The organism is uncultured Streptococcus sp. (assembly GCF_963511325.1).
In the GTDB taxonomy this organism is placed as follows: Bacteria; Bacillota; Bacilli; order Lactobacillales; family Streptococcaceae; genus Streptococcus.
This window is the reverse complement of sequence record NZ_CAUPII010000009.1, coordinates 35,171-61,680: the sequence shown is the minus strand read 5'-3', so window position 1 is coordinate 61,680 and position 26,510 is coordinate 35,171. Positions and strand designations below refer to the sequence as shown.

Sequence of the window (26,510 nt, the reverse complement as noted above, 5' to 3'; positions counted from 1 at the left end):
TACAGAACTAAATCCTTTGCTTAAATTAATTGTCTAACTTTTTGGGGTCAGTACAATCAGCTTCCTTTTCTTTTGTTGGAGGAGGAGTCATAGGAATCCTTTTTTTATTTTAAAAGATAAACAAAAAGCCCTATACAAGGGCTTAGTGTATTTAGGAGACTACCCTTCGAATTCATAGAGTGCTGTAGATAGGTAACGTTCTCCGTTATCTGGTGCAAGCGCAAGGACTTTTTTACCTGCTCCAAGTTTTTTAGCGACTTCAATTGCTGCATAGATAGCTGCTGCAGAAGAAATACCGACTAAGAATCCTTCTTTTCCACCGATTTCACGGCCAAGTGCAAGAGCGTTATCTGATGTTACACGAACGATACCATCGTAAGCTTTTGTATCAAGTGTATCTGGAATGAATCCAGCAGAAATACCTTGAATTTTGTGAGGACCTGGCTTTTCACCAGACAAGATAGCTGACTCGTCTGCCTCAACAGCAAAAACTTGAATGTTTGAGTTAGCAGTTTTAAGAGCATGAGAAACACCAGAAATAGTTCCTCCAGTACCAACACCAGCAACAAAGGCGTCTAAACCATCAGCTCCGAAATCAGCTAGAATTTCAGCTCCTGTTGTTCTTTCGTGAACCTCTGGGTTAGCTTGGTTATTAAACTGTAATGGTAGGAAACCATCACGCTCAGCAGCAATTTCCTGCGCTTTTGCAATCGCACCTTTCATTCCTTCGCTACCAGGAGTGAGGACTAGTTCAGCTCCATAAGCTTGGATAATTTTACGACGTTCCACGCTCATTGTTTCAGGCATAACGATAACAACTTTGTAACCTTTAGCGGCACCAACCCATGAGAGACCAATACCAGTGTTCCCACTAGTTGCTTCTACAATGGTAGAACCTGGTTTCAATTTACCTTCTTGTTCTGCTTTTTCAATCATGCTTAGGGCGATACGATCCTTAACTGACGATCCTGGGTTAAAAGCTTCAAGTTTTACATAAACATCTGCTGCACCTTCTGGTACAATGTTATTTAATTTAACAATCGGTGTTCTACCGATGAGTTCTGTGATATTGTTATAAATTGCCATATTAGCACCTCTTTATATAAGATGCTACTAGTATAACGCTAACTTTAACTTTTGTAAAATATAGAAATCCTATCGGAGTGATAGGATTTTTTTATATCAGTGATTCAAACCATTCATATTCAAACGATTATGATAAGCTAAGTCAAATAGATAGGTGTAAAGAGGTACAATATCAGTTTTCTTTGGAAATTCAAATTTGTGAGAATTAAAATGCTCATTGTGAGATTTTAAAAAGGCATTTTCTAAATAAGTAATCGTAATCTCGCTATCATCAATCCCAAGACCAGCGGTCTCCATCTCAACATTGACAATGTTCATGAGGAAAATTGATTTGATAGACATCTTTCGTCCAGTTGCCCCTTGTTTATCTGTAAAGATGATTCGGATATTTGTAAAGATAATTGAGTCACGAATGAGTTTATATCCGCTTTGAATGTCTTCATTTTCTAATAAATATTGTCCAAACTCTCTGGTAAGAGCTTCTTTACTTTGCTCACTGAAGTTTCCAGCGAGTCCCTGAATTAATCTTCCAAAAGCCATATGATATTTCCTTTCTTTACGATAGGTTTACAGGTACTTCAACTTCACGTAAACCTTTATCAGTTAGAGTAACTTTTCCATTGAAAAATTCAATGAGATCAGCCTTGATATCGTCCTTCATTTCTTTGTCAACGAAAATCATCGTGTCAACCTGATCTGTAAAGTTTGTCTCTAATTCTATGAGATTATGCTCTTTAAGAAAATTACCGTATTCTTGATATTGGGCATAAGACATTTGAATGGAGATGCCAGCTTGCTCTTTGATTTCGACAATCCCAATTTCCTTAACTGCTAGAGCAACGCTACCAGCATAAGCGCGAATCAAACCACCAGCCCCTAGTTTGATACCACCAAAATAACGAGTAACTACAACACAGACATTAGTAAGGTTGTGATTCTCCAGAACTCCTAGCATAGGAACGCCAGCAGTCCCACTAGGTTCTCCATCATCACTAGTTCGCTTGATTTCACTACGCTCACCGACAATAAAAGCAGAGCAGTTGTGGGTAGCTTTATAGTGTTCTTTTTTAATAGTTGTGATAAAATCACGAGCCTCTTCCTCACTATAGACACGTTTGGCATGACAGATAAAGCGTGATTTTTTGATTTCTTCTTGGACTTGTCCGTCCTCTTTTATAGTTTTGTATTCCATATTTTTATTGTACTAAAAAATAGCGTAAAGTTCTACATTTTACGAATAAAGAAATATGAAAGTAAATCCAAATTATCTCGGTCGCCTTTTTACGGAGCAAGAATTAAGTCAAGAGGAGAGACAACAAGCAAAACAAATTCCATCCATGAAAAAAGAAAAGGGACAACTATCTTGTCAGCGTTGTGGTAGTCAGATAGAAGAAGAATGGCATTTGCCTGTTGGTGCTTTTTATTGCCGAGAATGCTTGATTATGAAGCGAATAAGAAGTGATCAAAATCTCTATTATTTTCCGCAAGAAAGGTTTCCACAGCAAGATGTACTCAAATGGTCAGGTCAACTGACTCCATTTCAAGAGCGGGTATCACAAGGACTCCTTCAGGCGGTAGATAAGAAGGAGGCTACCTTGGTACATGCAGTGACAGGAGCTGGTAAGACTGAGATGATCTACCAAGTTGTTGCCAAGGTGATTGATCAAGGTGGAGCTGTTTGTCTGGCCAGTCCACGAATTGATGTTTGCTTAGAGCTACATAAACGACTACAAAATGATTTTGCATGTGAGATTGCGCTACTACATGGGGAGTCGGATCCCTATTTTCGTACACCTTTAGTTGTAGCAACCACTCACCAACTATTAAAATTTTATCAAGCTTTTGATTTATTGATTGTGGATGAAGTAGACGCCTTCCCTTATGTTGATAATCCAGTGCTTTACCATGCTGTCAACAATTGTGTAAAGGAAAATGGATTGAGAATATTTTTAACAGCAACGTCAACTGACGAGTTAGATAGAAAAGTTAAACAAGGGGAGTTAAAGCGTCTCAGTTTACCTCGTCGTTTTCATGGAAATCCTCTTATTGTTCCCAAGCCAATCTGGTTATCGCATTTTAATAGATATTTAGAAAAAAATGGCTTACCTCCAAAATTAAAACTTTACATTGAGAAACAGAGAAAGACGGCCTATCCCTTACTAATCTTTGCCTCTGAGATTAAAAAGGGAGAAAAGCTAAAAGAAATTTTGCAGGAGAAGTTTCCGAATGAGAAAATAGGCTTTGTATCTTCAATCACAGAAGACCGATTAGAGCAGGTACAGGCCTTTCGAGATGGAGAGTTAACGATATTAATAAGCACAACTATATTAGAGCGTGGAGTTACCTTCCCTCGTGTAGATGTTTTTGTGGTGGAAGCCAATCATCAACTCTTTACCAAGTCAAGTTTAGTACAAATTGGTGGACGAGTTGGAAGAAGCATGGATCGTCCTACTGGAGAACTTATATTTTTCCATGACGGACCCAATCTGTCCATTAAGAAAGCCATAAAGGAGATTAAACAAATGAATCAGGAGGCAGGAGTATGAAGTGTTTATTGTGTGGTAAAAACTTGCAAAAAGAGATAACCTTTACTAACCTGCTCTGTTTTAAAAAGGAGGAGGAACTAGTCTGTGAATCATGTATTTCGTCTTTCGAGAGCATTGGTGGTAATCATTGTCCGAGTTGTTTTAAAAAAGGTTTGTCAACTATTTGTCAAGATTGTCAATTTTGGTGTAAAAAAGGTGTAAAGGTTGATCATAGAGCTCTTTATTCCTATAATCAGGCTATGAAAGAGTATTTTAGTCGCTATAAATTTGATGGTGATTATCTTCTTAGAAAGGTATTTTCTGAGATATTGCAAAAAGAGTTAAAGAAGTATAAGAACTATCAGATTGTGATTGTTCCTCTGAGTGACCAGCGTTTAAAAAGCAGAGGCTTTAATCAAGTTGAAGGTTTGATAAAGGATACTGGATTAGCATATCTGGATATTTTGGTTAAAAAAGAAGTGGAGGCTAGTTCTTCAAAAAATCGATCGGATCGCTTACTTGCAGAATTTCCCTTTTTATTGAAAGATGGAGTGAAGCTTCCAGAAAATATCTTACTCTTTGATGATATTTACACGACTGGAACTACCTTGAATCGTCTTAAAAGTATGTTTTTAGAAGCTGGTTGTCAGAATATTAAAACTTTTTCCCTCGCAAGATGAGGAAAAAGTTTGCAAAAAAAATATGAAAGCGTTATAATATAATTAGAAAAACAAATATGTTTAGAAAGAAGGTACTTATATGATTAAATATAGTATCCGTGGTGAAAACCTAGAAGTAACAGAAGCAATTCGTGATTATGTAGTTTCTAAACTCGAAAAGATCGAAAAATACTTCCAAGCAGACCAAGAATTGGATGCGCGTGTTAACTTGAAAGTTTACCGTGAAAAGACTGCTAAAGTAGAAGTAACCATTCCGCTTGGATCTATTACTCTTCGTGCAGAAGATATTTCTCAAGATATGTACGGCTCTATTGATTTGGTGACAGATAAGATTGAGCGTCAGATTCGTAAAAACAAAACTAAAATTGAACGTAAGAACAGAAATAAAGTATCTACAAGTCAACTCTTTACAGATGTTTTAGTTGAGGACTTAGATGTAGCACAACCAAAAGTTGTTCGTTCAAAACAAATTGATTTGAAACCAATGGATTTGGAAGAAGCTATCTTACAGATGGATTTATTGGGACATGACTTCTTTATCTATGTAGATGTTGAAGATGAAACAACAAATGTTATCTATCGTCGTGAAGATGGAGATATCGGTCTTCTAGAAGTTAAATAATCTTAATAATTAGTTTGTAAAAGTGGTTTACACTAGTGTAAACCACTTTTTAGTTTAGATATTTTACGATTATCTGAATATAGGGTTCCCTCTTTAAAAGTCGCTTTTTGGCTACATTTGTGGTATAATAATGCGCAAGAGGTTTGTAATGAAAAAAAATGAAATAAATCCCTTTTTTATGTATCTGATTGCTATGGTAACCTTTACGATTATGACCATTTTGATTGTGTTAGTAAAGGATAATCTTATCACTATAGCAAGTCTATTTTTATTTATTGTATTCTATGTTTTGCTATTTAATTTCCAGAAAAAATATTACAAAAAAACAGATATCGAGCAAATCCAGTATGTCAATCATCAGGCTACGGATAGTTTGAGTGCTCTGTTGGAGCAAATGCCTGTCGGGGTTGTTAAATTAAATATGAACAGCAGTGAGATTGAATGGTTCAATCCCTATGCGGAGTTAATTTTGACAACCGAGGATGGAGAAATTGATTTTCCTCAATTTCAAAAGATTTTAAAGAGTTCGATTTCTTCCCCAGGGGCTTATGCCATTGTTGGGGAGAAACGTTATGCAGTGCATTTGGATAGAAATTCGGGTGTCTTATACTTTTTTGATGTTTCTGGTGAGTATGAGGCGACTGCTGAATTGGTAACAAGTCGTCCTGTAATTGGAATTATCTCAGTTGATAACTATGATGATTTGGAAAATGAAACGTCTGAATCAGATATTAGTCATATCAATAGTTTTGTTGCAAATTTTGTTTCAGAATTTGCTGGGAAACATGCCATGTTTTCTCGTAGAGTGAGCATGGATCGCTTCTATTTATTTACGGACTATACCGTACTTGATCACTTGATGCAGGATAAATTTTCCGTGATTGATACCTTTCGTGAGGAAGCTAAGCAACGAAATTTGCCACTAACTATGAGTATAGGAGTTTCCTATGGTGATGGGAATCATGACCAGATTGGGAAGGTTGCTCTCCTCAATCTCAACTTAGCGGAAGTTCGTGGTGGTGACCAAGTAGTTGTAAAAGAGAATGATGAAACCAAAAATCCAATCTACTTTGGAGGCGGTTCAGCAGCATCTGTTAAACGTACTCGGACACGAACTCGTGCTATGATGACAGCTATCTCAGATAAACTTAAAAGTGTCGATCGAGTTTTTGTGGTTGGTCACAAGAATCTGGATATGGATGCTCTTGGCTCAGCGGTTGGGATGCAGTTGTTTTCGAGTAATGTACTGGAAGATAGTTATGTGGTTTATGATCCTACACAGATGTCTCCAGATATTGCTCGAGCGGTTAATTATTTGGAAGATGAGGGTGTTTCAAAACTTCTTCCTTTAAATCAAGCGATGACAATGGTTACCAAACGCTCCTTACTGGTGATGGTTGACCATTCTAAGACAGCTTTAACCTTATCCAAAGAGTTTTATGACTTGTTTACCCAGACGATAGTCATTGACCATCATCGTCGTGACCAAGATTTTCCAGATAATTCGGTCATTACCTATATCGAGAGTGGAGCTAGTAGTGCTAGTGAACTTGTAACTGAGTTGATTCAATTTCAAAACTCTAAGAAGAAACGTTTGAGTCGTATTCAGGCTAGTGTTCTTATGGGGGGAATGATGCTGGATACTAAAAATTTCACCTCTCGGGTAACTAGTCGAACTTTTGATGTTGCAAGTTATCTAAGAACGAGAGGGAGTGATAGCGTTGTCATTCAGGAAATTTCAGCCACGGATTTTGAAGAATATCGATTGGTAAATGAACTCATTTTGCAGGGGCAAATGGTACAGCCATCAATCCTGGTTGCTCAAGCTTTGGAGGATAAAGAGTACGATACGGTTGTTATTAGTAAGGCTGCTGATGCTATGCTTGCCATGTCTGGTATAGAGGCCAGCTTTGTACTTGCTAAGAATAGTCAAGGAGCAATCTCTATTTCTGCGCGAAGTAGAAGTAAGATTAATGTTCAGCGAATTATGGAAGTGTTAGGTGGCGGTGGTCACTTTAACTTAGCTGCGGCACGTTTGACAGATATGAGCCTGCAAGAAGCAGGAGATAAACTAAAAACAGTTATTTTTAATGAAACAAAAGAAAAGGAGTCAGAAGAATGAAAGTAATCTTTTTAGCAGATGTTAAAGGTAAAGGAAAAAAAGGTGAAATTAAAGAAGTGCCAACTGGATATGCACAAAACTTTTTAATTAAGAAAAACCTTGCTAAGGAAGCGACAGCTCAAGCAATTGGTGAGTTGCGCGGTAAGCAAAAATCAGAAGAAAAAGCACATGCAGAAATGCTTGCAGAAGCTAAGGAAATTAAAGCAAAACTGGAAGCAGAAGAAACAATCGTTGAATTTGTCGAAAAGGTTGGTCCAGATGGTCGTACATTTGGATCTATTACCAACAAGAAAATTGCAGAAGAATTGCAAAAACAATTTGGTATTAAAATTGATAAACGCCACATTCAAGTTCAATCACCAATCCGAGCAGTTGGTTTGATTGATGTTCCGGTTAAGATTTATCAAGATGTAACAAGTGTAATCAATCTTCGTGTCAAGGAAGCTTAATTTACGATTGGTTGACAATATTGTAAAAGGAAGGAAAGTCTGATGGCAGAAGTTGAAGAACTGCGTGTTCAGCCTCAAGATATCCTAGCAGAACAATCTGTTTTAGGAGCCATTTTTATTGATGAGACTAAACTCGTTTTTGTCCGAGAATATATCGATTCACAGGACTTCTTTAAGTATGCTCACCGTTTGATTTTTCAAGCTATGGTTGATTTGTCTGATCGTGGAGATGCTATTGACGCAACCACAGTTCGGACGATACTAGATAGCCAGGGTGATTTACAAACTATTGGAGGCTTGTCTTATCTGGTTGAGATTGTCAATTCAGTGCCGACCTCTGCCAATGCGGAATACTATGCTAAAATTGTAGCAGAAAAGGCTATGCTTCGACGCCTAATCGCTAAGTTGACAGAGTCTGTAAACCTAGCCTATGAAGCTTCTCAGCCTGCTGACGAAATTATTGCTCGCGCAGAAAAAGGCTTGATTGACGTTAGTGAGAATGCCAATCGAAATGGGTTTAAAAATATTCGTGATGTATTGAATATCAACTTTGGGAATCTAGAAGCTCGTTCTCAACAGACTTCAGATATCACGGGTATTGCGACAGGTTATCGAGATTTAGATCACATGACGACAGGTCTCCATGAGGAAGAATTGATTATTTTGGCAGCTCGTCCTGCAGTTGGTAAGACGGCCTTTGCTTTGAATATTGCGCAAAATATCGGAACCAAACTAGACAAGACAGTTGCTATTTTCTCTCTGGAAATGGGTGCTGAAAGTTTGGTCGATCGTATGTTGGCTGCGGAAGGTTTGGTAGAGTCGCACTCTATCCGTACAGGTCAATTGACTGAGGAAGAATGGCGCAAGTATACGATTGCTCAGGGTAATCTGGCTAATGCAAGTATCTACATTGATGATACACCAGGGATTCGGATCACAGAAATTCGCTCTCGTTCTCGTAAACTGGCTCAAGAAACAGGTAATCTAGGCTTGATTTTGATTGACTATCTTCAGCTGATCACAGGGACTGGTCGAGAAAATCGTCAACAAGAAGTATCTGAGATTTCCCGTCAGTTGAAAATCTTAGCAAAAGAACTCAAAGTTCCAGTTATAGCTCTTAGTCAGCTTTCTCGTGGTGTAGAGCAACGTCAAGATAAGAGACCAGTTTTGTCTGATATTCGTGAATCTGGATCTATTGAGCAGGATGCTGATATCGTAGCCTTTCTCTATCGTGATGACTATTATGAGCGCGGTGGTGAAGAGGAGGAAGGCATTCCAAATAATAAAGTAGAAGTGATTATCGAGAAAAACCGTAGCGGTGCTCGCGGAACGGTAGAATTGATTTTCCAAAAAGAATATAATAAATTTTCAAGTATTTCGAAGATGGAGGAACCAAGATGACAGACGCATTTACAGATGTGGCTAAAATGAAAAAAATCAAAGAAGAAATTAAGGCGCATGAGGGACAAGTGGTAGAAATGACCTTAGAAAATGGTCGTAAACGCCAAAAGAATCGTTTGGGAAAACTAATTGAGGTTTATCCATCGCTCTTCATCGTTGAGTTTGGAAATGTTGAAGGAGACAAACAGGCTAATGTCTATGTTGAATCTTTCACCTATTCAGATATTTTAACGGAAAAGAATTTAATTCACTATTTGGATTAAGCTTGAAAGTGGGAAGTTTTCTCACTTTTTTCTTTTTCTTTCGAATAATATAGATGAGGTCAACCTCAAAAATCTAATTATTTGAAGGAGAATGAATGACATTTACTAAAGCAGGACATAAAAAGGGAACTTTTCTCAGAAAGACAGCTGTAGGATCAGCTTCACTATTACTAGCAGGAGCTTTTTTATTTGGTGGAGGAACTGTTCATGCCAACCAGGCAAACAATGGATCACAGGCGCGTGGAGATGATTATCCCTATTATTATAAAAATGGGAGTCAGGAGATTGATAAATGGCGCATGTATTCTCGTCAGTGTACTTCTTTTGCAGCCTTTCGTTTGAGTAATGTCAATGGTTTTGAAATTCCGGCGGCTTATGGAAATGCTAATGAATGGGGATATCGTGCTAAACGAGAAGGTTATCGCGTAGATCAGCGCCCAGCAATTGGTTCTATCGCTTGGGATACAAGTGGACAGTATGGTCATGTCGCTTGGGTATCCAATGTTTTTGGTGATATGATTGAAATTGAAGAATACAATTATGGAGTCAGAGAAAGGTACAATCGACGAACGGTAAAGGCCAATTCTATGACTGGATTCATTCATTTTAAAGATGTGGGGAATACTAGCTCAGGAAATTATCAGTTATCACTCGTATCTAGTGGGACACATGTTTTTACAGAAAAAGCAGCCATTATGGATCAGCCATCACTAACAGCAACGATTATCGATTATTACTATGCGGGAGAAAGTGTTCATTATGATCAAACTCTTGAAAAAGATGGGCATAAATGGATTAGTTATATTTCACGAAGCGGGAACAGACGTTATATCCCCTTAACTAAAACAAGTAGCTCTAAAAATGGTTGGGAAAAAGAAGGAACTGTTTGGTATTATTATGAAAATGGTCAGAAAGCAGTCGGTTGGAAGAAGATTAATGGAAACTGGTATCATTTGCAAGCTGATGGTACAATGACGACAGGCTGGTTAAAAGATGGTTCTAAGTGGTATTATCTGAAGTCGTCTGGCGAAATGCAGACAGGCTGGTTAAAGGATAATGGAACATGGTACTATCTTGAAAGCTCAGGTGCTATGAAGGCTAGCCAGTGGTTTCAGGTTTCAGGGAAATATTACTATGTGAATGCATCGGGAGCTTTAGCAGTCAATACGACTATCGATGGTTTCCAAGTTGATAGCAGTGGTGCACGAGTAGAAAATCCAGCATCATAAGTGTTATTCAGTATTTGGGCTCTTCCTAATGGTATTTTTCCCTGCTTTCCTTTATAATGGGTGTATGGACAAGAAAAAATTATTACTAATTGACGGCTCTTCAGTTGCTTTTCGGGCATTCTTTGCACTTTACCAGCAACTGGATCGTTTTAAAAATGCTAACGGTCTTCATACAAATGCTATCTATGGTTTTCAACTTATGTTGAATCATTTGCTAGAGCGTGTTGAGCCTAGCCATATCTTGGTGGCATTTGATGCGGGGAAGACGACTTTTCGTACAGAGATGTATGCAGACTATAAGGGTGGTCGTGCTAAAACTCCAGATGAGTTTAGAGAGCAATTTCCTTTTATTCGTGAGTTGCTAGACCATCTTGGAATTCGCCATTATGAGTTAGCCCAGTATGAAGCAGATGATATCATCGGGACTCTTGGTCGTTTGGCTGAAAAGGATTCATTTGATGTAACTATCGTCAGTGGAGACAAGGACTTGATCCAGTTGACAGATGAACATACAGTGGTTGAGATTTCTAAGAAAGGTGTAGCTGAGTTTGAGGCATTTACACCAGAATATCTCATGGAAAAGATGGGCATCACACCAGCTCAGTTCATTGATCTTAAAGCCCTCATGGGAGATAAGTCGGATAATATCCCTGGTGTAACTAAGATTGGTGAAAAGACGGGTATCAAGCTATTGTTAGAATATGGCTCGCTTGAAGGTATTTATGAAAATATTGATGAGATGAAGGCATCGAAGATGAAGGAAAATCTCATTAATGACAAGGAACAAGCCTTCCTATCTAAAACACTGGCTACCATCGACACGAAAGCGCCGATTGAGATTGGACTGGATGACTTGTTTTATAGCGGTCCAGATGTGGAAAATCTTGGGAAATTCTACGATGAGATGGGCTTCAAACAACTCAAGCAGGCTTTAAATGTATCATCAGCTGATGTGGCTGAGAGTTTGGACTTTACTATGGTTGACAAATTCAGTCAAGATATGCTAAGTGCGGACTCCATCTTCCACTTTGAACTCTTTGGAGAAAACTACCATACAGATGACTTGATTGGCTTTGCCTGGTCTTGCGGAGACAAACTCTATGCTACAGATAAGCTGGAACTTCTGCAGGAGCCGATTCTTAAGGATTTTCTAGAAAAAACACCTCTGAAAGTATACGACTTTAAGAAAGCAAAAGTCCTCTTAAATCGCTTTGGTTTGGACTTGCAGGCTCCTGCTTTTGACAGTCGTTTGGCCAAATACCTTCTCTCTACTGTCGAGAATAATGAAATTTCAACTATTGCTAGTCTCTATGGTCAAACTTACCTAGTCGATGATGAAACCTTCTACGGTAAAGGTGTCAAAAAAGCTATTCCAGAGCGAGAGAAACTCTTGGAACACTTGGCTCGTAAGGTTGCTGTATTGGTTGAGACAGAGCCTGTTTTACTTGAAAAATTAAGCGAAAACGGACAACTTGACCTTCTTTATGATATGGAGCAACCTCTAGCCTTTGTCCTTGCTAAGATGGAAATCGCTGGGATCAAGGTCAAAAAAGAAACCTTGCTTGAGATGCAGGCTGAAAATGAGCTTGTCATTGAAAAGCTGACGCAAGAGATTTATGACCTAGCAGGTGAGGAATTTAATATCAATTCACCTAAACAGTTGGGTGTCCTTCTTTTTGAAAAACTAGGTCTCCCTCTCGAATATACCAAGAAAACCAAGACAGGTTATTCGACAGCCGTGGATGTATTGGAGCGTCTAGCTCCTATTGCGCCGATTGTCAAGAAAATCCTCGACTACCGTCAGATTGCTAAGATTCAATCCACTTATGTGATTGGTTTGCAGGATTGGATTTTAGCGGATGGCAAGATTCACACGCGCTATGTGCAAGATTTGACTCAGACAGGTCGTCTGTCTAGTGTCGATCCAAACTTGCAAAATATCCCTGTTCGTTTGGAACAAGGGCGCCTCATTCGTAAGGCTTTCGTGCCAGAATGGGAGGACAGTGTCCTTCTCAGCTCGGACTATTCACAGATTGAGCTACGAGTTTTGGCCCATATTTCTAAAGATGAGCACTTGATTAAGGCCTTCCAAGAGGGAGCTGACATCCATACCTCAACAGCCATGCGGGTCTTTGGAATTGAACGTCCTGAGGATGTGACTCCAAACGACCGTCGTAATGCCAAGGCGGTTAACTTTGGAGTGGTTTACGGGATTTCCGACTTTGGCTTGTCTAATAATCTGGGCATCAGCCGTAAGGAAGCAAAAGCCTATATTGATACTTACTTTGAACGCTTCCCAGGTATTAAAAACTACATGGATGAAGTGGTGCGTGAGGCGCGTGATAAGGGCTATGTGGAGACCCTCTTTAAACGTCGTCGTGAGTTGCCAGATATCAATTCGCGCAACTTTAACATTCGTGGTTTTGCGGAACGTACAGCCATCAACTCACCTATCCAAGGATCAGCTGCAGATATTCTCAAAATCGCTATGATTCAGCTAGATAAAGCCTTGGTAGAGGGTGGTTATAAAACCAAGATGCTGTTACAAGTACACGATGAAATCGTTCTTGAAGTGCCTAAGTCAGAATTAGCTGCCATCAAAAAACTCGTCAAGCAAACCATGGAAGAAGCCATTCAACTTAGTGTGCCACTGATTGCTGATGAAAATGAAGGCGTAACTTGGTATGAGGCCAAGTAAAAAATAGACTATTAAACAAAAAGAAATCCCCTTGAACATCATGGTTCAAAGGGGATTTTTGGTGAGAAAATTTTTGTAAGCAAAGATAAAATCGATTTTATCTAACTAATAGTAGCATTATTTGATTTGTTTCTTTTGTTCTTTTTTGGCAAGTACTGGTAGAATCACACCTAATCCAATCAGGATAATTGGGGTTAAGATGTTTGTAAGAAGAGAGAATTGCCAAGCAGTTGGATTCTCAGCATAGCTAATTTTTGGAACCATACCTAGGATACAAGCAAAGGCAGTGAAGAGGAAGCACCAAGTACCGATCACAAAGCCAATTTTAGGATTATTCACAAACTTGTATTCGGCATTTTTGTATGTTTTCCAAGCACGATTGAGCATCATGTAGGCAAGGAATACCCAGAGGTAACGCATTGGCATTACGATAGAATTAAGGTTGGTCATCCATTTTACAAGTCCGTCAATCTCTTGGATACCAAAAATTGGAAGGATGATGATAAGGCTAACGAGGACACCTGTAAGGAGGTAACCGTTAATGAGGACACCCTTTTCAGTACGTTTGCGAAGCCAGCTTGGGATGTAGTTTTCGTCAGCGTTATTGAGTAGGATTTGTAATGGTGCGTCAATAGAGAAGGCAAGTGCCGCGATTTGTCCGACCATATTTGTAAGAGCGTAAATCACAACGAAAAGATTTCCAACTCCCCAAGAATTTCCTAACATTTGGAAGGCTTGATAAGCACCATTACGCATGAGGTCTTCAGGGATGTTATTACCATCAAATAGCATTCCCATGGCAACTGACCCGAGGATAGCAGAGAGCCCCACCATGATTGCCATGACAATCATACCTTTTGGAAATTCTTTTGCAGGATTGCGAGTTTGATTCACATAAGGGGAAATTTTTTCACAACCACCAACTGCAAAGACCAATAGTGAGATGGTTGTAAAATAAGAAAAATCAAAGTTTGGAATGTAGGTGCTCAGTTGATCCATGTGCGGTGTCGCAAATTGGATGTCTGGTTTAATGAAAGGCAGACCGACAGCCAAAAGCACAAAGAGTAAAGACATAATCAACATAGCACTTCCTGCCAAGCTACCAATGACTTTCAGTGTTGTCAATCCTTTTGTAGAAAGGTAGAGGAAAAGTCCAAAGATTAGTAAACAGAGAATAACAATCCAGTGGATGTCAATCTGTTTTAGAAACTGTCCGTTACCTTGTAAGGCCCATCCGAGTGGAATAAGGATCCCTTGAGGTTTTTGTGCGAGATAAGGGATATGCACAACCCAGTAGGTCCAAGCGGCAAAGTAGGCGAGACGTTTGGTTGATGTTTTTTCAACCCAGTCACTAACACCGCTTCCGCTTTCCTTGAAGGTAGAACCTAGTTGTCCGACGATGAGTGAATATGGGATAAAGTAGAGTGCGAGGATTAAAACCCAAGATACGACTACTGAAATCCCCTGTTGAGAATAGTTGTTGATGACGTTTCCTAGTCCCCAAACCATGTTGAAAGCAATAAGAGAAACCATCAGCCAATTAAGTTGGTGTTGATCTTTTTTCATAATGTCTCCTTTTCTTATAATTTCAGTATATCATGATTTTTTGAAAGCGCCTAACAAAATTTGAAATTTACTATAAAAAATGTAGGGGGAATTTATCAGATGGAGTTTGTACTTGAGTAAAAGTTATACACAATCTGTGGATAACTTTGTGAAATAAAAAATTGCTTTCCAATTGTTAGTTTAGAAAAAAGAAATAAAATGTGTGAGTTGGGTACTAAGCTAGTCGGTTATAAAGACTGATAGAACAGTCTATTGAGGGTGTTTTACTTTAGAATGTCAAAAAAATGGTTGAGAGAAATCGTTTGGAAATATATGAAATTGATTTGAAAGTTATGCACAATCTGTGGATAACTTTGTGGAAGATTTACTATAAATCAGAAAATCCCCTTGTATATGGCAAAGGGATTTGATCGATTAGTGATTTGGTAACCAGCTGAGGGTAAAGTTGAGAGTTTGAGCATCTAGCAAATCCTGGTGACGGACACTCTGAACTTCTTTCTCATCCAGTTGACAGTTTTTTACAAAGTGGAAGTATTCATGATTTTGTTGTGTACGAATATCAAGCCACTGATTTTTATCTGCCAGATAGACACGAAGGTGGTCAAAGAGCGGAATCCCAAGATCATAGCTTGCTTTTCCTGGGCAAGTTGGGTAAAGCCCAAGAGCAGACCAGACATACCAGGCAGATAGACTACCGTTATCCTCATCGCCTGGATAAGCATCCCAGCCAGCTCGAAAGGCTTTTTGACGGAGAGTCTTGATTAAGAGACTGGTGTATTGAGGATAATTGCTATAGCGGAAGAGATAAGGGATGTGGAAACTTGGTTGGTTGGAAATGGCTAGTTGACCAAATGGCGCTGTTGCCATCTCGCTCATCTCATGAATTTCATATCCATAGCCCGTCGTTTCAAAAAGTGGGAGACTTTGACAAGCTTTCAAAAGATAGTTGCTAAAGGCTTCTTTCCCTCCCATTAGTTGGCTAAGTCCAGAAATATCGTGTAAGACACCCAGACTGGCTTGAATAGCTGAACACTCAGCGTAGTCACGGCCCCAACTATAAGGAGAAAAATCAGGACGGAAGTTGCCATCTACATCACGCGCCCTCATGTAACCCGTCTCAGAGTCAAATAGGTTTTGATAATTCTTAGCATATTGAGCATAGGCTTGTGCCAGCTCTTCTTGATCTAATTTTGCTGCGCAGGTAGAGATGCAAAAATCACTGTAAGCATAGTCCAGTGTATGACTGACACTTTCATGGAAGTCCGTGGATAGGTATCCTAGCTTTTGGTATTGGGCCAGGCCGTGTCGTCCGTTGATAGCTTTTGGATCTGCCTTAGTAGCAGTTTCAATCATGGCTTTGAGAAATTCTTCCTCAAGCTCAGGTGCCATGTTTTTGCAGGCGCTATCTGCAAGAAGACCATCAATCAAAGTGCCAGGCATCATTCCTCTTTCATCAGGGGCAAGCCACTTAGGAAGATATCCAGTGTCGCGGTAGCTATTGAGGAAGCCTTCAAGGAACTGACGATAGTGCTCTGGAATAATCAAGGCAAAGAGTGGGAATGAAGTGCGGAAGGTATCCCAAAAACCATTGTTGGTAAAGAGAAGACCTGGTTTAACTGTTCCTGAAGCGAGGTCCATATGGATGATTTCGCCCTGCTCAGTTACCTCGTAGAAGGTTTGAGGGAATAGAAAGAGTCTATAAAGACAATGATCAAAAAATGCTTGGTCTACTGACCCAGTTTCTACGACATCAAAGCGACCTAGAAGATTTTCCCAACTTGTCTTGGCGTCTTGTTTTGTTTCTTCAAAATCCTGTTTAGGAAGATTAAAGAGGGCCTGTTCTTTGGAAATAAAGGAAGTTGTTAGTTGAACTTGAGTTTCCGATCCGTCTAAGTCAATTCGCCAGTCCTGTCCCTCTTGCGTAATAGAAAGGATTTCTACAGAAAATCCGAGAGCAGTATACATGACGAGGGGACGTTTATTGGTTTCGGTTTCACCTTCTTGTCTCAGGGCCAGAGTTCGCTGATCGACTTGTTCAACTGTCAGTTCATCTGCTGCGTGAAGATAGAGGGAGAGTTCTTTTCCCTGTGTCTGTCTTAGTTGAATAGAAGCCCCGTAGCAAGTAGGACTTAGCTGCGTTTCAATCTGATAACGCTCAGAAAAAATCTTTAAAAAATGAGGATTAAAAATAGCACGTTCAAGATTATAAGAAGATTGACGATGAAAGAGAGTATCACCGCTGATTTCTCCTGTAATTGGTGTCAGCAAGAGCCAGGAGTAATCGCCAATCCAAGGGCTAGGTTGGTGGGTTAGTCGAATACCCTGAAAGATAGGAAGATGGGGGTCAAAAAACCATGATCCTTCCTGGTCACTAGTTTGGGGGACAAAGTAATTCATGCCAAAAGGAATACCTGTGTAGGGTAGTGTATTGCCTCGCGAAAAAGCATGTTTACTGGCTGTTCCAAATCGGGTGTCGATAGTTTCAAGTATAGGTTTCATAGCAGTTCCTTCAGTAGTTTTCTACATTATATCAGAAAAAGGAGACTTTTAGAAAGCGACTTCAAAATATAACAATTTTGTAGAATAATGACTAACATTTGTGTATATATTTTCTGGACTAAAAGCTATATACTGAAAATGAAAATTTGTTTGAAAGAGGCAAAATAGTTTATGGTATATTCAAAAGAAATTGTCAGAGAGTGGCTAGATGAGGTGGCAGAGCGTGCTAAAGATCATCCTGAATGGGTAGATGTCTTTGAACGTTGCTACACAGACACTTTAGACAATACAGTTGAGATCTTAGAAGACGGCTCAACTTTTGTACTGACAGGAGATATTCCAGCCATGTGGCTTCGTGACTCAACTGCTCAGCTGAGACCTTACCTCCATGTGGCTAAAAGAGATCCTCGTTTACGTCAAACCATTGCTGGGTTGGTCAAACGTCAGATGACTTTGATTCTCAAAGATCCCTATGCCAACTCCTTCAACATTGAAGAGAACTGGAAGGGTCACCACGAGACAGATCATACAGACCTCAATGGCTGGATTTGGGAGCGCAAATATGAAGTGGATTCGCTTTGCTACCCCTTGCAGTTAGCATATCTTCTGTGGAAAGAAACTGGTGAGACTAGCCAATTTGATGAAACCTTTGTCACAGCTACTAAGGAAATTCTTCATCTGTGGACGGTAGAACAAGACCACAAGAACTCTCCTTATCGCTTTGTCCGTGATACTGATCGCAAGGAGGATACCTTGGTAAATGACGGCTTTGGGCCAGACTTTGCTGTGACAGGGATGACCTGGTCATCCTTTCGTCCAAGTGATGACTGCTGTCAGTATAGCTACTTGATTCCATCAAATATGTTTGCAGTGGTTGTCTTAGGTTATGTCCAGGAAATCTTTGCAACATTGAATCTAGCTTATAGTGAAAGTATTATTGCTGATGCCAAACGCCTCCAAACTGAGATTCAAGAAGGGATCGAAAACTACGCCTACACCACTAACAGCAAGGGTGAGAAGATTTATGCCTTTGAGGTAGATGGTTTAGGAAATGCTAGTATCATGGACGATCCTAACGTGCCAAGTTTGTTGGCTGCTCCATATCTTGGTTACTGTGATGTCAATGACGAAGTGTATCAAGCAACTCGTCGCACTATTCTGAGCCCTGAAAATCCTTACTTCTACCAAGGAGAATACGCTAGTGGGCTCGGAAGTTCTCATACCTTCTACCGCTATATCTGGCCGATTGCTCTATCTATCCAAGGCTTAACTGCTACAGATAAAGCAGAGAAAAAATACTTGCTAGACCAACTAGTTGCCTGCGATGGTGGAACAGGTGTCATGCACGAAAGCTTCCACGTAGACGATCCGACTCTCTACTCTCGTGAATGGTTCTCATGGGCCAACATGATGTTCTGCGAATTGGTCTTGGATTACTTGGATATCCGCTAATGAGCTGTCGTTCGACAGATTATTATCAAGAATCACAAATATATTTTTAAATTTAAGTTAGAATGAGGTTTTACTCATGGAAAATGTTGTTGTACATATCATCTCTCACAGCCATTGGGATCGTGAGTGGTATTTACCGTTTGAAAGTCACCGTATGCAATTGGTGGAACTTTTTGACAATCTGTTTGATCTTTTTGAAAATGACCCTGAGTTCAAGAGTTTCCACCTGGATGGACAAACCATCGTCCTCGATGACTATTTAGAAATTCGTCCCGAAAACCGTGACAAGGTTCAGCGTTATATCGATGAAGGGAAACTCAAGATTGGACCTTTCTACATCTTGCAGGATGATTACTTGATCTCCAGTGAAGCCAATGTCCGCAATACCTTGATTGGTCAAGCTGAATGTGCAAAATGGGGCAAATCTACGCAGATTGGTTACTTCCCAGATACCTTTGGGAATATGGGGCAAGCTCCTCAAATCCTTCAAAAATCAGGTATTCACGTAGCAGCCTTTGGTCGTGGTGTCAAACCGATCGGCTTTGACAACCAAGTCCTCGAAGACGAGCAATTCACCTCTCAATTCTCTGAGATGTACTGGCAGGGAGCTGATGGTAGCCGTGTGCTTGGGATTCTCTTTGCTAACTGGTACAGTAACGGGAATGAAATTCCAGTTGATAAAGATGAAGCCTTGACCTTCTGGAAACAAAAATTGGCAGACGTCCGTGATTATGCATCGACCAACCAATGGTTGATGATGAACGGTTGTGACCACCAACCAGTTCAACGAAACTTGAGTGAAGCCATTCGTGTGGCAAACGAACTTTTCCCTGATGTGACCTTTGTTCACAGCTCCTTTGATGAATACGTTCAAGCAGTGGAAAGTGCACTTCCTGAACACCTATCAACAGTTACAGGTGAGTTGACTAGCCAGGAAACGGATGGTTGGTACACCCTTGCTAACACCTCTTCTTCACGCGTTTATCTCAAACAAGCCTTCCAAGAAAACAGCAACCTGTTAGAGCAGGTCGTGGAACCATTGACCATCATCACGGGTGGACACAACCACAAGGATCAATTAACCTATGCTTGGAAAGTGCTTTTGCAAAATGCACCACATGATAGTATCTGTGGTTGTAGTATTGACGAGGTTCACCGTGAAATGGAAACTCGCTTCGCCAAGGTCAACCAAGTTGGAAACTTCGTCAAAACAAACCTTCTCAATGAATGGAAACACAAAATAGCAACTCAGGAAGCACAAAGTGACCACCTCTTTACGGTTATCAACACTGGATTACATGACAAGGTTGATACAGTTAGTGTTGTAGTGGATGTTGTTACTTGTGATTTCAAAGAATTGCATCCAACTGAAGGTTACAAGAAGATGGCAGCTGTGACCTTGCCAGATTATCACGTTGAAGATTTGGATGGTCATGTCCTTGAAGCCAAGATTGAAGACTTGGGAGCAAGTTTTGGCTACACCTTGCCTAAGGATAAATTCCGCCAACCTTATATTGCACGTCAAGTGCGCGTGACAATCCCAGTCCACCTTGCTCCGCTTTCTTGGGCAAGCTTCCAATTGGTCGAAGGTCAAGTAGAATACCGTGATGGTATTTACCAAAATGGAGTCATTGATACACCATTCGTAACTGTGAGTGTAGACCAAGGAATCACAGTCTATGATAAGACTACAAACGAAGCTTACGAAGATTTCATCCAATTCGAGGATCGTGGTGATATCGGTAACGAGTACATTTACTTCCAACCAAAAGGGACAGAGCCGATCTTTGCTCAACTGAAAGGTTATGAAGTTCTAGAAAACAATGCTCGCTATGCTAAGGTCTTGCTCAAACACGACTTGACTATTCCAGTCAGTGCAGATGAAAAATTGGATGCTGAACAAAGAGGAATCATCGAGTTCATGAAACGAGACGCAGGTCGTTCAGAAGAGTTGACAACCATTCCTCTTGAAACAGAAATGACTGTCTTTGTGGACAATCCACAGATTCGCTTCAAGACTCGCTTTACTAATACAGCCAAAGACCACCGCATTCGTCTCTTGGTCAAAACTCATAACACACGCCCAAGTAACGATTCTGAAAGCATCTATGAAGTTGTGACAAGACCAAATAAACCAGCAGCTTCTTGGGAAAATCCTGAAAATCCACAACACCAACAAGCCTTTGTTAGCTTGTATGATGATGTAAAAGGGGTGACTGTAGCCAATAAAGGATTGAACGAATACGAAATCCTTGGAGACGACATCATGGCTGTAACCCTTCTCCGTGCTTCAGGTGAGCTAGGTGACTGGGGCTATTTCCCAACACCAGAAGCCCAGTGCTTGCGCGATATCGAAGTTGAGTTTGCAGTAGAATGCCACCAAGCAGGGGAACGCTTCTCAGCCTTCCGTCGTGCCAAAGCCTTCCAGGTTCCATTTACAGCTCTTCAAGTTGCAAAACAAGAAGGTAGTGTTGCTGCAACAGGTAGTCTCTTCAACCATCCAGCACTTAGCTTGCCACAAGTTTGTCCAACAGCCTTTAAGGTAGCTGAAAATGAAGAAGGTTATGTCCTTCGTTACTACAACATGAGCCAAGAAAATGTTCGTGTGTCTGACAAACAACAAACCATTCTTGACTTGCTAGAACGCCCATATCCAGTTCACTCAGGACTATTGGCACCGCAAGAAATTCGTACAGAATTGATTAAAAAAGAAGAAATTTAATTTCAAAAAGAAAACATAAACAGAAAGGAGGAGCGAAAAAGTAAGAACCAATTGCTAATTCGCTCCTTTTTACAGGTGAAAGAAATGACACTTGCAACCATTGATATTGGAGGGACTGGAATTAAGTTTGCCAGTCTAACTCCTGATGGAAAGATTTTAGATAAGACCAGCACACCAACTCCAGAGACTCTGGAAGAGTTGCTAGCTTGGTTGGACCAACGTTTGTCAGAACAAGACTATCGTGGGATTGCTATGAGTGTGCCAGGTGCAGTTAATCAAGAAACAGGAGTGATTGAGGGGATTAGCGCCATTCCTTACATCCATGGTTTTTCATGGTATGAGGCCCTTGCTCATTATAAGCTACCTGTCCATCTAGAAAATGATGCCAACTGCGTTGGACTCAGTGAATTGTTGGCTCATCCTGAGATTGAAAATGCAGCCTGTGTCGTGATTGGTACAGGAATCGGTGGAGCTATGATTATCAATGGCAAGCTTCACCGTGGTCGCCATGGTTTGGGTGGTGAGTTTGGTTACATGACAACCATCGAACCAGCAGAAAAACTCAACAATTGGTCGCAACTAGCATCAACAGGAAACATGGTTCGTTATGTGATTGAAAAATCAGATCAGTCAGACTGGGATGGCCGCAAGGTTTACCAAGAAGCGGCAGCCGGCAATGCTCTTTGCCAGGAAGCCATTGAGCGGATGAATCGTAATCTAGCTCAAGGGCTACTCAATATCCAGTATCTCATCGATCCAGATGTCATTAGTCTGGGAGGCTCTATCAGCCAGAACCCAGATTTTATCAAGGGTGTGCAAAAAGCAGTAGACGCCTTTGTGGAAAGATATGAAGAATATACAATCGCTCCAGTCATTCAAGCTTGCACCTATCACGCAGATGCCAATCTCTACGGTGCCCTTGTCAACTGGTTACAGGAGGAAAACCAATGGTAAGATTTACAGGACTTAGTCCCAAACAAGTCCAAACTATCGAAGTATTAAAAAATCACATTTCTCTACCAGATGTAGAAGTGGCAGTCGCTCAGTCTGACCAAGCTTCTATTTCTATCAAGGGTGAGGGTGGCCACTATCAATTGACATACCGCAAACCTCACCAACTTTACCGCGCTTTGTCTGTGCTCGCAACAGCTTTAGCAGAAGGGGACAAGGTAGAGATTGAGGAAAAAGCTGCTTACGAAGATTTGGCCTACATGGCGGACTGTTCGCGCAATGCCGTGATCAATGTCGCATCTGCAAAGCAGATGATTGAGGTCTTGGCTCTCATGGGCTACTCAAGCTTTGAGCTCTACATGGAAGACACCTATCAGATTGAAGGGCAACCATACTTTGGCTATTTCCGTGGAGCATACTCAGCTGAAGAGTTACAGGAAATTGAAGCCTACGCTCATCAGTTTGATATGACCTTTGTTCCATGTATCCAGACCTTGGCCCACTTATCAGCCTTTGTCAAATGGGGTGTCAAGGAAGTGCAGCAACTTCGTGATGTAGAGGACATTCTCCTCATCGGTGAGGAAAAAGTCTATGACCTGATTGACGGTATGTTTGCGACGTTATCTAAACTACAAACTCGCAAGGTCAATATCGGAATGGACGAAGCCCACTTGGTTGGTTTGGGACGTTATCTTATCCTGAACGGTGTGGTTGATCGTAGTCTCCTCATGTGCCAACACTTGGAGCGCGTGCTGGATATTGCAGACAAGTATGGTTTCCACTGCCAGATGTGGAGCGATATGTTCTTCAAACTCATGTCAGCAGACGGCCAGTACGACCGTGATGTGGAAATTCCAGAGGAAACACGAGTTTATCTAGACCGTCTCAAAGACCGTGTGACCTTGGTTTACTGGGATTATTATCAGGATAGCGAAGAAAAATACAATCGTAACTTCAGTAACCATCACAAGATTAGCCAGGATATCGCCTTTGCAGGTGGTGCTTGGAAGTGGATTGGCTTTACACCTCATAACCATTTCAGCCGTCTCATTGCTCTTGAAGCAAACAAAGCCTGCCGTGCCAATCAGATCAAAGAAGTCATTGTGACTGGTTGGGGAGATAATGGTGGTGAAACAGCCCAGTTATCAATTCTACCAAGCTTGCAAATCTGGGCAGAACTCAGCTATCGCAATGATTTAGAGCGTTTGTCAGATCACTTCAAGACCAATACAGGTTTATCTGTTGAGGACTTTATGCAGCTGGATCTTGCCAACCTCTTGCCTGATCTACCAGACAATCTCAGTGGTATCAATCCTAACCGTTATGTCTTTTATCAGGATGTTCTCTGCCCAATCCTTGACAAGCACATGACTCCTGAGCAGGACAAACCACACTTTGCCCAAGCAGCTGAGACTCTTGCTGAAATCAAAGAAAGAGCTGGAAACTATGCTTATCTCTTTGAAACTCAGGCTCAGTTGAACCAGATTTTAAGCAGTAAAGTGGATGTGGGCCGACGCATTCGTCAAGCCTATCAAGCAGGTGATAAAGAAAGCTTGCAACAGATTTCCAGAGAAGAATTGCCAAAACTCAGAAGCCAGATTGAATATTTCCATGCTCTCTTTAGCCACCAATGGTTGAAAGAAAACAAGGTCTTTGGCTTGGATACCGTAGACATCCGTATGGGAGGACTCTTGCAGCGGATCAAGCGAGCAGAAAGTCGTATCGAGGCTTATCTTGCTGGTCAAATTGACCGCATCGAAGAACTAGAAGTAGAGATTCTGCCATTTAACGACTTCTACGCAGATAAGGACTTCGCAGCCACAACAGCCAACCAATGGCATACTATTGCGACAGCATCCACTATTTATACAACCTAGAAATTTATCACAAATAGTTAAACATCTCCTTTTTAATACATGGAGATGTTTTTTGATTTGGAGATAGGGAAGGAGTATAATGAAGGTATAAGGATAGTGTGGAGGTTTGACCATGAGAAAACTACTACTAGTCCTAGGTGTGAGTGTGCTAGTTTTATCTGCTTGCCACAAGGCGACTGAAGATAGCGTAACTAATCCATCAACACCGAGGGAGCAAGAAACCAAGGAAGTAACCAACTATTTTCATTACCTAGCGGCCTCCTATCAAAAGGCTCTTTCCCACGAAAAAGAAGCCAAGGATACAGCTGTTCAATCACCTATGGCTGCTACTCTTGTAGCCATGGAAGAACTTCAACTATCTAATCCGACTGACCAAGCCTTGATTATGAAGAACTACTCGGATTTTCAGAAGCTAGTCCAGTACAATACCGAAAAATGGCAGGAAGAGTTTGCAAGCTGGGCTTCTTCTATGGGGCAGTCCTATCATAGACTAGAGCATAGAAATTTTGATGAAAAAAATGAACTCATTGAAAAATTAGAAACAACAACTGTTTCTCAGAAAAAAGTCAGATGGAATATTTTCGGGGTGTCCAGTGACAATGCCTATGATTACTTGGTTTTGGATGCCTACTATGACGATCAAGCCAGACATTTCTACCTATTTACACTCAAGGATGGGCAAGCGCAGGTTTTGTATGCTGATAAGACACTAGAAACTATCAGTGCTGTGAATTTTGAAGAGACTGAAAACACAGATTTAGCACAAGGTTTTAAGGAATTTCTATTAAAAACGGGCGTAACTACAGAGAATGAGCCAGATGCAGACAATAGTGCTCTAATAGACAAGATAAAAGTAGCCATGGAATCTTACTCAGATAGTAAAAGTGAAAAATTTAAGTCGACTAACCTAGCAACATATGGTCGTTATTATGGGCTTGCAGTCCCAGATCAGATTATGCAATTTGGGCAAGTCGATGGAGAGAATTATACCTTTAAATGGCATGGCTATACTGTTGGTGAAAAACGGTTTGAAATCTTAGCTTGTTATGTGAATGAAGCAGGGACAGAAGTGATTCTCTTTGGCTACAAGGATGGTCGCCCTACTATTTTACATACTGAAGGGCAACCTGAGATTGAGAAAAACGAAGCAGGTACCATTATAAATGCCCAGGTTCATTTTGCTAGTTTTCACCAACCGATATTGGAAGGAGTTTTCAATTAGTAGAGATGGGCAACTCCTCTTGCAAGCAAGACGTTTCTCGTGAAACATCCTTCTTATATAAAAAAGTTCTCCACATAAAATAATTTGTGGAGTTTTTTCTATAATTAGTAGTTTAAACTATCCTTAAAATAAGAGTATACTATTTTTGTAAACGTTATCAAATCTAAAAATTGTGAGATTATTAAGTTTTAGAAAAATAAAAAGGGAGGAAATTATGAACAAGTTTTCAAAAACTTTGAGAGATAATTGGATTTTTCTCTTAATGGTTTTACCAGGGACACTTTGGTTGATTCTATTCTTCTACATCCCAGTATTTGGAAATGTGGTTGCCTTCAAAGACTACCATATGACTGGTGAAGGATTCGTCCACAGTATTATAAATAGTAAATGGGTTGGACTAGATAACTTTAAATTCTTGTTTAGTTCGAAAGATGCCTTTGTCATCACTCGAAACACTGTGCTTTACAACCTTGGATTTATTTTTATCGGTTTGGTTGTGTCAGTTGGTATCGCCATTATCCTTAGTGAACTTCGCTCTAAGCAAATGGTTAAAATCTACCAAACATCTATGTTATTCCCTTACTTCTTATCTTGGGTTATCATCAGTTTCTTTACAGATGCTTTCCTAAATATCGATAAAGGGCTTATTAACCACACCTTGGAAACTCTTGGCATAAAGGGAATTAACTTCTACGCTGACATCAGTATCTGGCCTTATCTTCTCCTCTTCCTAGGTATCTGGAAAGGGTTTGGATATAGTAGTGTTATGTATTACGCAACAATCATGGGGATTGATCCAACTTACTACGAAGCAGCGACAGTGGACGGTGCTAGCAAATGGCAACGTATCCGCAACGTAACGATTCCTCAGTTGACACCACTTGTGACAGTATTGACCATCCTTGCAGTCGGAAACATCTTCCGTGCAGACTTCGGTCTTTTCTATCAAATCCCTCACAACGCTGGTCAGCTCTATAGTGTAACAAACGTATTGGACGTCTACGTCTTTAACGGTTTGACTCAGACAGCAGATATCGGTATGGCTTCAGCAGCGGGTCTCTATCAGTCAGTTGTCGGTTTGATTCTGGTTATCCTATCAAACTTACTTGCAAGACGTGTAGATCCTAACTCAGCCCTATTCTAGAA

General features: G+C 40.5%; 20 protein-coding genes. 15 read left to right on the top strand and 5 right to left on the bottom strand.

The window, feature by feature from the left end:
• Positions 1-159: 159 nt before the first annotated feature.
• From cysK to RQ973_RS04420, 3 genes are all read right to left on the bottom strand, one after another.
• Positions 160-1,086 (bottom strand): cysteine synthase A, encoded by a 927-nt coding sequence (cysK, locus tag RQ973_RS04430; RefSeq protein WP_311522910.1) that lies wholly within the window; start codon positions 1,084-1,086, stop codon positions 160-162.
• Between the two features lie 96 nt (positions 1,087-1,182).
• Positions 1,183-1,626 (bottom strand): PH domain-containing protein, encoded by a 444-nt coding sequence (locus RQ973_RS04425; RefSeq protein WP_311522908.1) that lies wholly within the window; start codon positions 1,624-1,626, stop codon positions 1,183-1,185.
• Between the two features lie 16 nt (positions 1,627-1,642).
• Complete coding sequence (locus RQ973_RS04420) at positions 1,643-2,278, bottom strand: YigZ family protein (RefSeq protein WP_311522906.1); 636 nt, start codon at positions 2,276-2,278, stop codon at positions 1,643-1,645.
• 55 nt (positions 2,279-2,333) lie between these two features.
• Here RQ973_RS04420 and RQ973_RS04415 point away from each other — a divergent pair, with 55 nt between their 5' ends.
• The 9 genes from RQ973_RS04415 (at position 2,334) to polA (ending at position 13,075) form a co-directional block, all read left to right on the top strand.
• Positions 2,334-3,632, top strand: a complete 1,299-nt coding sequence (locus RQ973_RS04415) for a DEAD/DEAH box helicase (protein ID WP_311522905.1) — start codon at positions 2,334-2,336, stop codon at positions 3,630-3,632.
• Positions 3,629-4,291 (top strand): ComF family protein, encoded by a 663-nt coding sequence (locus tag RQ973_RS04410; protein ID WP_311522904.1) that lies wholly within the window; start codon positions 3,629-3,631, stop codon positions 4,289-4,291. Before RQ973_RS04415 ends, RQ973_RS04410 begins: the two co-directional genes overlap by 4 nt.
• A 79-nt stretch (positions 4,292-4,370) precedes the next feature.
• Positions 4,371-4,913: a ribosome hibernation-promoting factor, HPF/YfiA family gene (hpf, locus tag RQ973_RS04405; RefSeq protein ID WP_049509978.1), complete on the top strand. Its 543-nt coding sequence runs from the start codon at positions 4,371-4,373 to the stop codon at positions 4,911-4,913.
• Positions 4,914-5,061: 148 nt separating this feature from the next.
• Entirely contained in the window at positions 5,062-7,035 is a 1,974-nt protein-coding gene (locus RQ973_RS04400) for a DHH family phosphoesterase (RefSeq protein WP_311522902.1), read from the top strand.
• Complete coding sequence (rplI, locus tag RQ973_RS04395) at positions 7,032-7,484, top strand: 50S ribosomal protein L9 (protein ID WP_000864204.1); 453 nt, start codon at positions 7,032-7,034, stop codon at positions 7,482-7,484. Before RQ973_RS04400 ends, rplI begins: the two co-directional genes overlap by 4 nt.
• 42 nt (positions 7,485-7,526) lie before the next feature.
• A complete protein-coding gene (gene dnaB, locus RQ973_RS04390; protein WP_000852500.1) occupies positions 7,527-8,885 on the top strand; it encodes a replicative DNA helicase in 1,359 nt (452 codons plus the stop codon).
• On the top strand, positions 8,882-9,148 hold the full coding sequence (locus RQ973_RS04385) for a Veg family protein (protein ID WP_000128621.1): 267 nt from the start codon (positions 8,882-8,884) through the stop codon (positions 9,146-9,148). Before dnaB ends, RQ973_RS04385 begins: the two co-directional genes overlap by 4 nt.
• Before the next feature lie 95 nt (positions 9,149-9,243).
• Positions 9,244-10,377, top strand: a complete 1,134-nt coding sequence (locus tag RQ973_RS04380; RefSeq protein ID WP_311522900.1) for an SH3 domain-containing protein — start codon at positions 9,244-9,246, stop codon at positions 10,375-10,377.
• Between the two features lie 64 nt (positions 10,378-10,441).
• On the top strand, positions 10,442-13,075 hold the full coding sequence (polA, locus tag RQ973_RS04375) for a DNA polymerase I (RefSeq protein ID WP_311522898.1): 2,634 nt from the start codon (positions 10,442-10,444) through the stop codon (positions 13,073-13,075).
• Positions 13,076-13,192: 117 nt separating this feature from the next.
• On the opposite strand, the gene RQ973_RS04370 is transcribed toward polA, so the two are convergent.
• Together RQ973_RS04370 and RQ973_RS04365 are read right to left on the bottom strand one after the other, a co-directional pair.
• Complete coding sequence (locus RQ973_RS04370; RefSeq protein ID WP_311522896.1) at positions 13,193-14,641, bottom strand: amino acid permease; 1,449 nt, start codon at positions 14,639-14,641, stop codon at positions 13,193-13,195.
• Positions 14,642-15,055: 414 nt separating this feature from the next.
• Positions 15,056-17,140, bottom strand: coding sequence for a GH92 family glycosyl hydrolase (locus RQ973_RS04365; RefSeq protein WP_311522895.1), 2,085 nt, complete (start codon positions 17,138-17,140; stop codon positions 15,056-15,058).
• A 171-nt stretch (positions 17,141-17,311) separates the two neighbouring features.
• Here RQ973_RS04365 and RQ973_RS04360 point away from each other — a divergent pair, with 171 nt between their 5' ends.
• The 6 genes from RQ973_RS04360 to RQ973_RS04335 all read left to right on the top strand — a co-directional run bounded on the left by RQ973_RS04360 (position 17,312) and on the right by RQ973_RS04335 (position 26,508).
• Complete coding sequence (locus RQ973_RS04360) at positions 17,312-18,592, top strand: glycoside hydrolase family 125 protein (protein ID WP_311522894.1); 1,281 nt, start codon at positions 17,312-17,314, stop codon at positions 18,590-18,592.
• Positions 18,593-18,668: 76 nt separating this feature from the next.
• Entirely contained in the window at positions 18,669-21,314 is a 2,646-nt protein-coding gene (locus RQ973_RS04355) for an alpha-mannosidase (protein WP_311522892.1), read from the top strand.
• 84 nt (positions 21,315-21,398) lie between these two features.
• Positions 21,399-22,268, top strand: coding sequence for an ROK family protein (locus tag RQ973_RS04350; RefSeq protein WP_311522891.1), 870 nt, complete (start codon positions 21,399-21,401; stop codon positions 22,266-22,268).
• The gene (locus RQ973_RS04345) at positions 22,262-24,142 is read left to right on the top strand and encodes a beta-N-acetylhexosaminidase (RefSeq protein ID WP_311522889.1); all 1,881 of its coding nucleotides are present in this window, start codon (positions 22,262-22,264) and stop codon (positions 24,140-24,142) included. The genes RQ973_RS04350 and RQ973_RS04345 overlap by 7 nt, the downstream gene beginning before the upstream one ends.
• 112 nt (positions 24,143-24,254) lie before the next feature.
• Complete coding sequence (locus RQ973_RS04340; protein WP_311522887.1) at positions 24,255-25,364, top strand: DUF4767 domain-containing protein; 1,110 nt, start codon at positions 24,255-24,257, stop codon at positions 25,362-25,364.
• 214 nt (positions 25,365-25,578) lie between these two features.
• Positions 25,579-26,508 carry a sugar ABC transporter permease gene (locus RQ973_RS04335; RefSeq protein ID WP_311522885.1) on the top strand — a complete coding sequence of 310 codons (930 nt, stop codon included), beginning with the start codon at positions 25,579-25,581 and terminating at the stop codon, positions 26,506-26,508.
• The last annotated feature ends 2 nt before the right edge of the window (positions 26,509-26,510 follow it).